This is a genomic window from Catenulispora rubra (assembly GCF_015356825.1).
GTDB classification, from domain to species: Bacteria; Actinomycetota; Actinomycetes; order Streptomycetales; family Catenulisporaceae; genus Catenulispora; species Catenulispora rubra.
The window spans coordinates 25530-37942 of sequence record NZ_JAACYW010000089.1; the positions used below are offsets into that span (position 1 = coordinate 25530).

General features: G+C 70.3%; 14 protein-coding genes and 1 pseudogene. 8 read left to right on the forward strand and 7 right to left on the reverse strand.

Annotated elements, in window-relative coordinates:
* Positions 1 to 30: 30 nt before the first annotated feature.
* Positions 31 to 756 (reverse strand): hypothetical protein, encoded by a 726-nt coding sequence (locus tag GWK61_RS24025; RefSeq protein WP_194911499.1) that lies wholly within the window; start codon positions 754 to 756, stop codon positions 31 to 33.
* A 140-nt stretch (positions 757 to 896) separates the two neighbouring features.
* A complete protein-coding gene (locus tag GWK61_RS59725) occupies positions 897 to 1220 on the reverse strand; it encodes an EamA family transporter (RefSeq protein WP_323747723.1) in 324 nt (107 codons plus the stop codon).
* On the opposite strand from GWK61_RS59725, the gene GWK61_RS24035 reads away from it, so the two are divergent.
* Complete coding sequence (locus tag GWK61_RS24035) at positions 1120 to 1752, forward strand: LysR substrate-binding domain-containing protein (protein WP_194911501.1); 633 nt, start codon at positions 1120 to 1122, stop codon at positions 1750 to 1752. The two genes, GWK61_RS59725 and GWK61_RS24035, sit on opposite strands and share 101 nt — an antisense overlap.
* Before the next feature lie 253 nt (positions 1753 to 2005).
* Here GWK61_RS24035 and GWK61_RS24040 read toward each other — a convergent pair whose 3' ends face one another.
* Positions 2006 to 2371 carry a hypothetical protein gene (locus GWK61_RS24040; protein ID WP_194911503.1) on the reverse strand — a complete coding sequence of 122 codons (366 nt, stop codon included), beginning with the start codon at positions 2369 to 2371 and terminating at the stop codon, positions 2006 to 2008.
* A 199-nt stretch (positions 2372 to 2570) separates the two neighbouring features.
* Here GWK61_RS24040 and GWK61_RS24045 point away from each other — a divergent pair, with 199 nt between their 5' ends.
* The 5 genes from GWK61_RS24045 (at position 2571) to GWK61_RS24065 (ending at position 6292) form a co-directional block, all read left to right on the forward strand.
* Entirely contained in the window at positions 2571 to 2870 is a 300-nt protein-coding gene (locus GWK61_RS24045) for a hypothetical protein (RefSeq protein WP_228562851.1), read from the forward strand.
* Positions 2867 to 3796 (forward strand): hypothetical protein, encoded by a 930-nt coding sequence (locus GWK61_RS24050; protein ID WP_194911505.1) that lies wholly within the window; start codon positions 2867 to 2869, stop codon positions 3794 to 3796. Before GWK61_RS24045 ends, GWK61_RS24050 begins: the two co-directional genes overlap by 4 nt.
* Positions 3793 to 4104, forward strand: coding sequence for a hypothetical protein (locus tag GWK61_RS24055; protein ID WP_194911506.1), 312 nt, complete (start codon positions 3793 to 3795; stop codon positions 4102 to 4104). The genes GWK61_RS24050 and GWK61_RS24055 overlap by 4 nt, the downstream gene beginning before the upstream one ends.
* 90 nt (positions 4105 to 4194) lie before the next feature.
* Positions 4195 to 4578, forward strand: a complete 384-nt coding sequence (locus tag GWK61_RS24060) for a roadblock/LC7 domain-containing protein (RefSeq protein WP_194911508.1) — start codon at positions 4195 to 4197, stop codon at positions 4576 to 4578.
* A 289-nt stretch (positions 4579 to 4867) separates the two neighbouring features.
* Positions 4868 to 6292, forward strand: a complete 1425-nt coding sequence (locus GWK61_RS24065) for an MFS transporter (RefSeq protein WP_194911509.1) — start codon at positions 4868 to 4870, stop codon at positions 6290 to 6292.
* Between the two features lie 50 nt (positions 6293 to 6342).
* Here GWK61_RS24065 and gap read toward each other — a convergent pair whose 3' ends face one another.
* From gap to rox, 3 genes are all read right to left on the reverse strand, one after another.
* Positions 6343 to 7341, reverse strand: a complete 999-nt coding sequence (gene gap / locus GWK61_RS24070) for a type I glyceraldehyde-3-phosphate dehydrogenase (protein WP_194911511.1) — start codon at positions 7339 to 7341, stop codon at positions 6343 to 6345.
* Between the two features lie 131 nt (positions 7342 to 7472).
* Entirely contained in the window at positions 7473 to 8450 is a 978-nt protein-coding gene (locus GWK61_RS24075; protein WP_194911512.1) for a GlxA family transcriptional regulator, read from the reverse strand.
* Between the two features lie 49 nt (positions 8451 to 8499).
* Positions 8500 to 9924: a rifampin monooxygenase gene (rox, locus tag GWK61_RS24080; protein WP_194911514.1), complete on the reverse strand. Its 1425-nt coding sequence runs from the start codon at positions 9922 to 9924 to the stop codon at positions 8500 to 8502.
* 165 nt (positions 9925 to 10089) lie between these two features.
* On the opposite strand from rox, the gene GWK61_RS24085 reads away from it, so the two are divergent.
* Together GWK61_RS24085 and GWK61_RS24090 are read left to right on the forward strand one after the other, a co-directional pair.
* Positions 10090 to 10668 (forward strand): ArsR/SmtB family transcription factor, encoded by a 579-nt coding sequence (locus tag GWK61_RS24085; protein WP_194911516.1) that lies wholly within the window; start codon positions 10090 to 10092, stop codon positions 10666 to 10668.
* Positions 10665 to 12038, forward strand: coding sequence for an MFS transporter (locus GWK61_RS24090; RefSeq protein WP_194911517.1), 1374 nt, complete (start codon positions 10665 to 10667; stop codon positions 12036 to 12038). The genes GWK61_RS24085 and GWK61_RS24090 overlap by 4 nt, the downstream gene beginning before the upstream one ends.
* Positions 12039 to 12050: 12 nt before the next feature.
* On the opposite strand, the pseudogene GWK61_RS24095 reads toward GWK61_RS24090, so the two are convergent.
* Positions 12051 to 12413, reverse strand: a pseudogene (locus tag GWK61_RS24095) (hypothetical protein); the annotation flags it as partial.

The following is a 12413-nucleotide window of genomic DNA, read 5'->3' on the forward strand; positions in this document are numbered from 1 at the left end:
TTCTGTTGGCGGAGTTCGAACTCTGACTCATCAGCTGTGCTCCCATACCCAGTCAGAGTTCACCCAGTAGCCGGTGAAGGGCGGGTTGTCGATCGACTGCGTCGGGACCGAGGCGCCGCCGTCGCTCCAGTACCAGTTGCCCGCTCCGTCGCGGAACTCGGCGGTCATCTCGAACCAGTCCACGTGGATGTTGGACAGGATGTTGGAGGCGACCTCGCCGCCGATGTCCTGGCGGACGCCGTTCGCCGCCGCGGCGTTCGCGCTGTTCCCGACCAGATAGCCGTCGTGGTAGATGTTCCAGGTGTTGTTGTTCCCGTGCACGATCTCGTACCAGTGGTCGGTGCCGTCGGGCGTGACGTTCGCGACCCAGTGCTGCCAGTAGCCGCCGTTGTTGGCCGCGGCGTCGTCCCAGAACACCTCGTAGGCCGTGCAGCCGCAGGGGTTCGGGTCGGAGCTGGAGTTGGCGTTGGTGAGCCCGGTCTCGACCCAGCCGCCGCCGGGGATCAGCAGCCACATCTCGGAGTTGATGTGCTGCGATCCGTTGTAGTCGTTGAGGTACATGTTGTTGCTGTGCCAGTGGCCGTAGATACCGGTGAAGTCGTTCCGGTAGAGCTGGCCGATGGCGTAGCAGTGGGACCCGCCGGGCGGGCACGAAGACGCCGCGCTCGCCCCGGACGGTGCCAGGCCGAGCAGTGCGAGCATCAGGACGAGGATGGTGCCGAACGCGGTTCGACGCCTGGTCTTTGTTGCGGTCACGGCTTCCTTTCCCGCAAATCGGGGAGCCGCGACGGGGGCCGAGGAAAACCGGCAAGAGAACGCCAACGTGCTGCCGCCATCACCCCCGTGTTACGCGGCACCGCAGAACTTGTGTTCGGGATCGTATCAGCCGTCTGATTTCAATGGATGATCGAAAGGGCCTTCGACGCTGTCGAGGGGGGTTTGTACCTAGTGCTGTCGCCGGACCGCCGCTGGATCAGCACCACGCCGCCGATCCCGACCAGGCCGCCGAGCGCGACGAGCGCCGCGCCGGCCAGCGCGATCAGGCTGCCGGCGACGACGCGCGACGTCAGCCGCTCCCCCAGGAACGCGGCCGCGAGCAGGACGCTGAAGACCGGCGCGATGGAGATCAGCAGGCTGGCGGTAGCGGCCCGGGGGCTGCTGCCGCCGCTGTGGCGGCTGCTGGCCGAATTCGGCGGCGCGCGGCCCGAGTTGCGGATCACCGAGGCCGAGCCGGACGCGGCGATCGACCTGCTGCAACGCCGCGAAGCCGACGTCGCGATCGCCCACGCCTACAGCCTGCTGCCCCGCGCGCTGCCTGCGGGATGCGAGCAGTACCGGCTGATGGAGGACCCTGTGTTGCTGGCCGTGCACCCGGACACCGCCGCCGCGCACGGCCTGACTCCCGGTCGACCCGCGACCTTGGCCGACTTCCGGGACGAGGCGTGGCTGATGCCCGATCCGCAGACCTCGTGCCACGAGCTCACGCGCCGCGCGTGCGGGGCGGCCGGATTCGTCCCGGCGCCGATCGCCGCGGCCACCGACTTCGCGGTGTTGACCGCCTTCGTCGCGGTCGGCGCCGGCGTCGCGCTCGTGCCGAGGATGGCGCTGCCCGCCGACACGACGGGCATCAGGCTGCATCCACTGGCGGCGCCGGTGACGCGCACGGTTTACGCGCTGACGCGCGGCGGGGAGGCGGGACAACCGCGGGTGGACCGGGTGCTGGAGGGGCTGCGGGCCGTTACAGGGTCCTGATACATAAGCCGCCGCGACTTCACTGCGCTTTGCCGTGAATATGGGCCCGAACTTACCCGCGCCGGACGGCGAGATGAATAGTCGGCGCTATTCATCTCGGATATCCCCGTCCGACCCGTCGGCGGCACCGAAGGAATCGGCGGATTCATCCCCCATCCGCACACGTTGGATCCGGGGTGCAATAGAAGGGTGAATCAGCCCGTTTCGCACCCACCGGCGCCTTATAAGGCCGCCTATATCCGGCCGTCTATATTCAGGCCTCGATAAGCGTGCCGATCCGGCGGAGTTCGTGCCGGGCCAGGGCCAGGTTCGCGCGCGAGCGGTCGAGCGCGAGGTAGAGGAACAGGGCGCCGCCGCTGCTCGGCAGCAGGCGGATCACGTGGTACTGGCCGGAGAGCGTGATGAGGATGTCCTCGACGGTCTCGTTCAGCCCGAGCCGGGCCAGCGTGCGCATCTTGGCCCGCACGACCTCGGTGTTCCCCGCCGCGGCCACCTCCAGGTCCAGGCCGGGGCCGCCGCCGAGGTAGCCCAGGGACATGCCGCTCTCGTAGTCGACCAGGGCCACCCCGATGGCGCCGTCGACCGTCATCGCTTCTTTCAGCGCGGCTTCGATGTTCATGGGCGGACTTCCTCACTCCCGAATTTTTCGTGGCTGCCGTTCACGGGCTCGCAGGGAATTGGATCCGTGCTCGCCGTTAGTCCAGTCGGCGACTAAAGTAACCTGACACATATCGCGACGTGAAGGGGTTCCGGTGCCCGGCTTGGAAATGTCGCTCTCCGCAGCGTTCGAATCTCCTGGAGTAATCGGAGCCGCTTTGGTGGACGGGGTCACGGGTCTGACATACCGCGCGGCGGGCGACTTTTCGGCGGTCGGCGAGGGATTCGAGATCGCGGAGCTGACCGGGCTGATCACCGAGGGTCTGCACGAGGCCGGGGCGGCGGGCGAGTTGGAGAGCGTCGTGATCACCGGCAGCCGGCTGCACGAGGTGGTGCAGGCCGTACCGGGGCGGTCGGCGCTGAACGCGGTGATGCTGGTTCTGGTGCTGGAGCGGGAGCGTTCGAACCTGGCGTTGGCGGTGCGTGAGGCCGCCGAGCTGGCAGAGAGCATCCTGACATGAGCGAGCCGACGCCGCCGATGCCGCCGACACCTCCGCTGCCGCCGCTGCCGCCGACGACTCCGGTGCCGTCGATGGCTTCGGTGCCATCGATGGCGCCGCGCAACGTTCCCGCGCTGTTGGCGCAGCTGCTGACCGAGGACTTCACCGGGGCGGTCGAGGTGTCCGGGGCTCCGGGCGGGACGATCCATCTGCGGCGCGGGCTGGTCGTCGCGGTGGACACGCCGAACGCGCCGTCGGTCGAGACGTTGCTCATTCGGTCCGGGCGCGTCGACGAGGACGGGTGGGCCGGTGCGGTCAGCCGTCGCGCCGCGGCTGTCGCCGAGGGCATGGACGGCGACGGCAATCTGAACACCGTCCTCACCGAACTCGGCCTGGTCGGCCACGGGGAACTCGAAGCGGTCTGCATCGCAGCCGTCTACGACGCCGCTTTCGCCATGGCGCTCAACCCGGCGGAGGGCTGGACCGTGCACGAGGGTTCGGTACAGCCCGAGCTGGCGGCGTGGCCCGGCGAGTCGCCGCGCACGCTCGCGGACGAGACCGCGCGCCGGATCGCCGCGCTGAGCCGGAGCTGGGGATCGCTCGCCGAGCTGGCCGCCGCGCGGTGCCGTCCGGCGACACGGGTCGAAGCGGGTTCGTTGACGGCGCGTCAGCAGGCTGTGCTGCTCGCGGCGAACGGCCGGCGGACGCCGCGGGACATCGCGTTCTTCCTGGGCTGCGGGGTCTACCCGGCGATGCTCGATATCGCGCGCCTGCGGGCCCGGCGGCTCGTGGAGTGGGAGGCACCCCGGGCCGTGGCGGCGCTGCCGATCACCGCGCGGCGTGCCACGCCCGCGGACGGCCGGCCGGACTACCGAGGCGAGCTGCCGCGCCGGGTGCCTCGTGACCCATCAGGAAGTGGAACCACACCAGGGAGTGCCAGCTTATGATTCCCACGGGCCGTGAGGCCGGAGACGACGTGCGCGCCGCCGACGCTATGGCGCCGGCTGAGCCTTTCAGGCCGTTCGGGCCGATCGAGCCGATGCCGATGCCGGCGCCGACCGACGCACCGGCCGGCGGCGCGGGCGAGTCGGCGACGCAGGGCACTGACTCGGCACCACCGGAGCCGCGCGACCCCCGGCTGCCGCGCCGGGTGCCACAACCGTCCCAGCTCCGGGGGCAGGCGACGATCCCCCCGGCGCAACCGGCGGAGCAGACGCTGCGCCACCTCCGCGACGTCCTCGACCGACTGCCCTGAGCCCGGAACGCCCCGCCCCCTCACCCGCCGACTGCCACCTCGGCCGCGCGTCGTTTCGGCCGCACCACTACACGTGCCAAGGAGCATGCTGTGAAGCCACCGACCTCATCCACAGCCGTGGTCACCGAACTCCAAGCCCTGCGCGAGAGGATCGTGGGCGTCACCGACAGCATCATCGCCACCACCGACGGCCTCCTCGTCGCCTCCGACAGCGGCTCCGCCGACCAGGAATCCCTCGCAGCCCTCTGCGCCGCCGGCATGGCCCTCGGCACCCGCACCGCCGCCCACGTAGGCCTCGGGGGCCTGCGCGACTCGGTCATCCGCGCCGCCGGCGGCCACGTGGTCTTCGCCGCGATCGGCGAGCACGCGCTGCTGGCGGTGGTCGGCGACGCGGGACTGGATTTGGCGACGCTGCGGCGGGACCTGCCGGGGGCGGTCGAGCTGTTCGGGAAGCTGCTGGCGGGGGACGCCTAGCGGCTGAGGAAGACGGCGCGGCTTGGGGACGCGGAAGTCTTCACGCTCGAGCAAGCGCAATCTGGCGCCACCAGCACCGCCGCCGCAACACGGATGATTGACGCGGCGATGTGACGCGCCTAGCGCGGGCCGTCAATCGAGCCAGTTGGTCGAGTCGGTCGGGCGGCGTGGTCGGGCATCCCACAAAATCAGCGGAGCCCCCACCTGCGCACCTTGAGTAGACGCAACGTTGCGTCTACTCTAAAACCGCCGCCGCACGCCTGCCCGGCACGCACGAAGGGCACCGCTCATGATCGACAAGTCGCACCGCACCAAGGCCCTGCTGGTCGCCGGGTGCTTCTTCATGGAAATGCTCGACGGCACCATCGTCACCACCGCCGCCCCGCAGATGGCGCGCTCGCTGCATGTCAGCTCGGCCGCCATCGGGCTGGTCATCACCTCGTTCCTGCTCACTTTCGCCGCGCTCATACCGCTCAGCGGGTGGCTCACGCGGCGCTGGGGCATGCGGCCGGTGTTCCTCGCCGCGATCGCGGTGTTCACCGTCGCCTCGCTCGGGTGCGCGCTGAGCACGACGCTGCCGGTGCTGGTCGCGATGCGGGTCGTGCAGGGCTTCGGGGGCTCGATGATGGTGCCGGTCGGGCGGCTGATCGTGCTGGCCGGGGCCGAGAAGTCCGACCTGATGCGGCTGATGGCCTACGTCGTGTGGCCGGGCCTGATGGCGCCGGTCGTCGCGCCGCTGGCCGGCGGCCTGATCACCACCTACGCCTCCTGGCCCTGGATGTTCGGCATCAACATCCCGCTCGGCGTCCTGGCCTTCGCCATCGCCTGGCACGTCGTCGAGGCGACGCCCACCGAGCGGCCGCCGCGCCTGGACCGGCTCGGCGTCGTCCTCACCTGCGCGGGCCTCGGCGGCCTCACCTACGCCGGCCACCTGTTCTCCGACACCCGCATCGCCTGGACCGCCGCCATCGCCACCGCCCTGGTCTCGCTCGCGCTGCTCACGGCGGCCGCGTGCCACCTGCTGCGCACCGAGGCACCGCTGGTGAACCTCCGGGTCCTGCGAATCCCCACCCTGCGCGCCTCGGTCAGCGGCGGCTCGCTGTTCTGGATCGTGGTCGGCGCGGGCCCGTTCCTGATGCCGCTGCTCTTCCAGAACGTCTTCGGCTGGAGCTCCGTCAAGTCCGGAGCCGTCGTCCTGTTCATCTTCGTGGGCAACATCGGCATCAAGCCGACCACCACCCCGCTGCTCAACCGCTTCGGCTTCCGGCCGGTCCTGATCGCCTCCACGCTGGCGATGGCGGCGGCGATGGCCGCCGCCGGCCTGCTCACCGCCACCACCCCGATCGTCCTGACCTGCGCCGTCGTCCTGATCAGCGGCATCGCCCGCTCGGTGGCGCTGACCGCGTTCAGCACGGTCTCGTTCAGCGACGTGGCCCCGGAGCAGATGCGCGACGCCAACTCCATCGCCGCCACCGCCTTCCAGATGTCCGCCGGCCTGGCGATCGCAGTGTCCACCATCGCCCTGCGCGCCGGCGGCCCGCTCGGACACCTGCTGCCGGGAACCCCGGACGCGCGGACCGCCTATACCGTCGCGTTCCTCATCCTGACGCTGTTCTCGCTGTGCGTGACCGGCACGGCGCTGCGCATGCACCCCGACGCCGGGGTCCGCGTGCGCCGCGTCCGGACGGCCGTTGCGACCAACGAGGCCTCGTAGCTTCGTAGCGCCGCAGCCTCGTAGCGCCGTAGCCTCGTAGCGCCGTAGCCTCAGGCAGCCGCCAGCAGTTCCAGCGTGTCGACCACGCGGTTGGAGAAGCCCCACTCGTTGTCGTACCAGGCGACCACCTTGACGTGCCGACCCTCGACCCGCGTGAGCGCCGAGTCGAAGATCGCCGAAGCGGAACACCCGACGATGTCAGACGACACGAGCGCGTCCTCCGAGTACTCCAGGATCCCGGCGAGCGCGCCCTGAGCGGCGTCGCGGTACGCGGCCAGCACGTCCTCGCGCGTGACGTCGCGCGCCACGGTGGTGTTCAGCTCGACGATCGAGCCGACCGGCACCGGCACCCGGATCGAGTCCCCCGACAGCTTGCCGTCGAGGTTCGGCAGCACGTGGCCGATGGCCTTGGCGGCGCCGGTCGTGGTCGGGACGATGTTGACGGCGGCGGCGCGGGCACGCCGCGGGTCCCGGTGCGGACCGTCCTGCAGGTTCTGCTCCTGCGTGTAGGCGTGCACCGTGGTCATGAAGCCGTGCTCGATCCCGGCGAGGTCGTCGAGCACCGCCGCCAGCGGCGCCAGGGCGTTGGTCGTGCACGAGGCGTTGGAGACGATCGTGTGCCGCGCCGGGTCGTAGACCTCTGTGTTGACCCCGTACGCGAGCGTGACGTCCGCGCCGTCGGACGGCGCGCTGACCAGTACCTTCTTCGCCCCCGCGGTCAGGTGCGCGCCGGCGGCCTTGGCCGACGTGAAGCGGCCGGTCGACTCCAGCACGATGTCGACGCCGAGGTCCGCCCACGGCAGCTGGTCCGGCTCCCGCTCGGCGAGCACGGTGATGCGCCGGTTGTCGACGACCAGGACGTTTCCGTCCACGCTCACCGGGCGGCCGAGGCGGCCGGCGGTGGTGTCGAAGGCGAGGAGCCGCGCGAGGGCGGCCGGTTCGGTGAGGTCGTTGACGGCGACGACCTCCAGGCCGCTGCCGCGCTCCAGCATGGCACGCAGAACATTGCGTCCGATGCGGCCGAATCCGTTGATGGCGATGCGAGTCATGGTTGTTTCCTTTCAGTCACCATGAGTTTCGCGTGAGGCGATCGGGCCCGGCAGTGGCGTGGGCGCCATGGTTCGAAAGGATCGCGCCACACGCGCCGGGCGGCCGATTCTTCGCGCTACTCGCCCTCGCGCTACTCGCCGCGCGTGAAGGTGCGGCGGTACTCGCTCGGAGTCGTGCCGAGGATGCGCTGGAAGTGCGTCCGCAGATTCGCGCCGGTGCCCAGGCCCACGTCGTGCGCGATCTGCTCGACACTGCGCTGCGACCGCTCCAGCAGCTCCCGGGCCAGGTCGATGCGGGCGCGCATGACCCACTGCATCGGCGTGTAGCCGGTGTCCTCGACGAAGCGGCGGGAGAACGTGCGCGCCGAGACGGCCGCGTGCTCGGCGAGGGATTCGAGGCTGAGCGGCTCGTCCAGCCGGTGCAGGGCCCATTCGCGGGTGGCGGCGAACCGCTCCCCCAGCGGCTCGGGCACGCTGCGCGGCACGTACTGCGCCTGCCCGCCGCTGCGGTAGGGCGCCGCGACCAGGCGGCGGGCCGCGTGGTTCGCCGCGGCCACGCCGAGGTCGCCGCGCAGGATGTGCAGGCACAGGTCGATGCCGGAGGCGGCACCGGCCGAGGTCAGGACGCTGCCTTCGTCGACGAACAGGACGTTCTCGTCGACGTGGACGCGCGGGTGCTTCTGCGCCAGCGCGCGTGTGTAGTGCCAGTGCGTCGTGGCGCGCTTGCCGTCGAGCAGGCCGGTGGCGGCGAGCGCGAAGGCGCCGGTGGAGATCGCGGCGAGCCGCGCGCCCCGGTCGTGCGCCGCGATCAGCGCCTCGACGACGGCCGGCGGCGGGTCGTCGCGGTCCGGGACCCGGTAGCCGGGGATGAAGACGATGTCGGCCCAGGCCAGCGCCTCCAGGCCGTGGGCGACGTGGTAGGCGAGGCCGTCGCCGCCGGTGACGAGGCCGGGCGCCGCGCCGCAGACGCGCACTTCGTAGGGCATGCTCGCGCGGGTCGTGAACACCTGCGCGGGGATGCCGACGTCGAGCGGCTTCGCGCCCTCCAGGACGAGGACGGCGATGCGGCGCAGGCCGGGGGACGGCGCGGAGGCGTGGTCGGAGGTCATGGCTGGGCGCTCCGGATGGCCATGGCGGGACTCTATCTATCAACTCACCTCAATCGGCGGACGTGCCGAACCAGCGTGCGAGCTGGTCATCCAGGCCCTGCTGATCGTCCCCGATCCACGCGACGTAGCCGTCGGGACGGAGGAGCACGGCCGGCGCATCGAGCGCTGCGTCGGGATCCGCGATCAGATCGACCCGATCGGACCATCCGTCGACTGCGAGCTGTCCGGTGCGGTCCAGCAACACGCCGCGGCCCCCATGCATCCGGTCGTAGAGCTGGCCGTCGCCGAGGTCGAGGTCACGGAGGCGTCTGCCTATCAGGTCGGGGCCGTCACCAAAGTCATACCGGATACCGATCGCAGCGATCTTCTCCACAAGGTGCCGGTTCACGTCGTCGAAGTCGAGCAGTTCGGTGAGCAGCCGCCGCGCGGACTGCGGCCCCGGCTCGTCCGACATCAGCTCCACCTGCGCGCGGGTGTTGTCCAGCACGTCGGCGGCCACCGGGTGGCGTTCGGCTTGGTACGTGTCGAGCAGCGCGTCGGGTGCCCAGCCGTTGATCTGCGCGGCCAGCTTCCAGCCGAGGTTGAACGCGTCCTGGACGCCGAGGTTCAGGCCCTGCCCGCCGGCCGGCGGATGGATGTGCGCCGCGTCGCCGGCCAGCAGCACGCGGCCGACCTGGTAGCGCTCGACCAGGCGCGTAGCGTCGCCGAAGCGGGACAACCAGCGCGGGGAGTGCACACCGAGGTCGGTGCCGGCAATGGCCCGCAACCGCTCCTTGAAGTCCTCCAGAGTCGGCGGCTCCGCCCGATCGGCGACCTCCGCAGCGGGCAGCACGACGCTGTAGAACCCATCGCCGAACGGCCGCACGAAGAAGCGCTGATTGACCTTGCGGACCTCGGCCACCGTCGCGGCAACCTCCTCCGCCGGCACCCCCACTTCCATCTCGCCCATCAACGTCTCGTTGCGCGCGGGCTCCCCGGGAAAGCCGACGCCGAGGCGCTTGCGCACCGTACTGCGCGCACCGTCGCAGCCGACGAGGTAGCGCGCCCGCAGCCGCTCGCCGTCGGCGAGTTCGACGGTGACGCCCTCGTCGTCCTGCTCAAAACCGGCCACCGCGCACCCCCGCCGCACCTCCGCCCCGAGCTCGACCGCGTGCGCTTCCAGCAGCTCCTCGATGTCCCGCTGCCGCATCCCGAGGATGTAGGCGTGCGCGGAATCCAGATCCGCAGGCCCCGGCTTGGCGATACCGGCGAAGACCCCATCGACCGGCCGCCGCCTCCCACGCGCAAGAAAGCGGTCCAACAACCCCCGCATCGCCATCAACTCGATGCTCCGAACATGCAGGCCAAGAATCCGGACGAACGGCGCAGCCTCCGCCTCCCGCTCCAGCACCAACACCCGCACCCCATGCAGCCGCAACTCCCCGGCCAGCACCGCACCGGTCGGCCCACACCCGGCGATGATCACATCGAACATGTACCACCCATTCACAGAATTCTGAGACACCCACCCGCCATGCGCGGCGGCGGCTCATTGTGCGGGGGCTCCAGGGTTGTCGCAAGCGATATATGCCGCTCTCGAGCATCGTACAAGGATCATTGTGCAATGACAGTCGTACAAGAGCTCTTGTATGATCCAGGCATGGCAGAAGAACCTGCGCACAAGATCTCTGACACCCGAGTGCTGGCCGCACTGACGCACCCACTACGTCGGCAGATCCTGGACGTGCTGACGGTGGACGGCCCGGCGACCGTGGGCATGCTCGCGGAGCGCACCGATGAAGCCGTCGGCAACGTCAGTCACCACGTCCGCGTGCTCGCCGAAGCCCGCCTGGTCGAAGACGTCCCCGAGTTGGCGCGGGATCGGCGGGAGCGCTGGTGGCGGCCGACTCCCGCGGAGGTGCGGTGGGCGCGCGCCGATTTCGAGGGGAGCCCGGCCGACGCCGCGGTCGCCGACGCCGCGGGGTCGCTCATGCTGGATCGGCAGACAGCGGCTGCGCGATCGTGGCCTGCGCGTCGCGCGGGGTATCCAGAGCAGTGGCGGGAAGGCTGCGCGGTCTCGACCGAGGCCTGGCTGCGGTTGAGCCCCGAGGAGGCCCGCGAGTTCGGGGCGCAGCTGATCGCCCTGTTCGACGCCTGGTCGCACCGGCCCGTGCCGGACGACGCGCAGGAGCGTGAGCCGGTGCTGGTCTTCGGCCACGTCGTGCCGGCCGCGCCGTGACCGCGAACGTCACCGGGTCAGACCACGAACACGCGCCGCTCGACGTTCCGACCGTCGACCAGGCAGGCAAGGCAAGCCGACCAAGCCGGTCACGCTGGGGCCTGCTCTCCGACCGTAACTTCCGCCTGCTCTGGAGCGGCCAGACGATCAGCAACGCCGGCAGCAGCATCACCACCGTCGCACTACCGCTCGTGGCCGTCGTCGATTTGAAGGCCGGCCCGCTGGCGGTGGGTCTGTTGATGGCAGCGATATGGCTCCCGTGGTTGGTGCTCGGTCTTCCGGCCGGGGTGTGGGTAGGACGAATACCCCGGCGCACGCTGATGATCTCGTGCGACCTGGCGATGGCGCTGGTCTTCATCACCGTGCCGATAGCCGCGTGGACGCACATGCTGACCGAGACCTACCTTCTGGTCGTCGCGGTGGTCTCAGGCACCGGCTCGGTCTTCTTCACCTCGGCGTACCAGGTCTATCTGCCGGAGTTGGTCGGCTCCGGCGACTTGATCGAGGCCAACGCGAAACTCCAGGGAAGCGCTTCTGTCGCAGAGGTGGTCGGCCCCAGCGCGGGTGGCCTGGCGGCCCAGGTGTTCGGGGTGGTCTCCGGGCTCATCGCCGACGCGGTGACGTTCGTAGTCTCGGCGGTCACGTTGGTCCTCATCAAGCCGCGGCACCTGAGACATCCGATATCCGAGGGCGGTTCCCATGCCGTCGTGGACTCGCCGGGCGCCTCTCAACGCTCGTTGCGTACCGAGGTGGCGGACGGATTCCGGTTCGTCGTCCGCGACCCCTACCTCCGAGCCATCACCTCGTTCGGTGCCGCCGCCAACCTCGCGCTGACCGCCTATCAGTCGATCGTGGTCCTCTACCTCGTTCGCGACCTGCACGTCCGGGCCGGCTTGGTGGGCCCGCTGGCAGGAGCGGGAGCGCTGGGCGGGATCCTCGGAGCCTGGCTCGCACATCCGCTGTGCCGCCGTTTCGGTACCGCCCGCGGCGCGGTTGCGGCACAGCTGACAGCCGTGCCATTCGCAGTCCTGATTCCGCTGGCCTCACCAGGGCCCGGCGTCGCGCTCTTCGTCATCGGGTCCATGGCCCTGGTGGCCGGCGTCGTCGCGGTCAATGTCATCTTCGGCAGCTTCCGCCAGGCCTACGCGCCGCCGGAGATGCTCAGCCGCATCGTCACGTTCACCATGACCATCAACCACAGCAGCATCCCCGTCGGAGGCCTGCTCGGCGGAGGCCTCAGCGCTTTGATCGGGTTGCGCCCCACCTTGTGGGCGACTGCCGGCATGCTGGTCGCAGCTCTCGGGATCCTCCTGTTCGGGCCGCTCGCTCGGCAGCGCGACCTGCCGAAAAGCCCGGTCTCAGGCTCCTGATGAGCGCCCAGACTACGTGCACATCCCCGAGACATCCGTCCCCCCGATCTCCGAGCACGGAATGAACCCGTCGTCATGCAGCCGACTGGCCATCGCATCCGACGTCAGGAAGCCCACGAAGTCGTTCGCCAGGTCCGAGCGGTTCGTCGCCTCGAACAGGTTCTCCGTCGCGACGAACGGATACGCGTGGTGCAGCGCGTCGTCGCGGGTTGGGAGGTGGCCGCCGAGGGCGACGACGTCCACCGACGGGAAGAACGGCAGCGCGTCCGCCTCCGCGTAGCCGACGGCGCCGGGGGTGGCGTTCACGTACGCGAGCAGTTGCATCGTTGTCGCCGCCGTGCAGCTGGTGGGCTTGGGGCCGGGGTCGTCCGATGC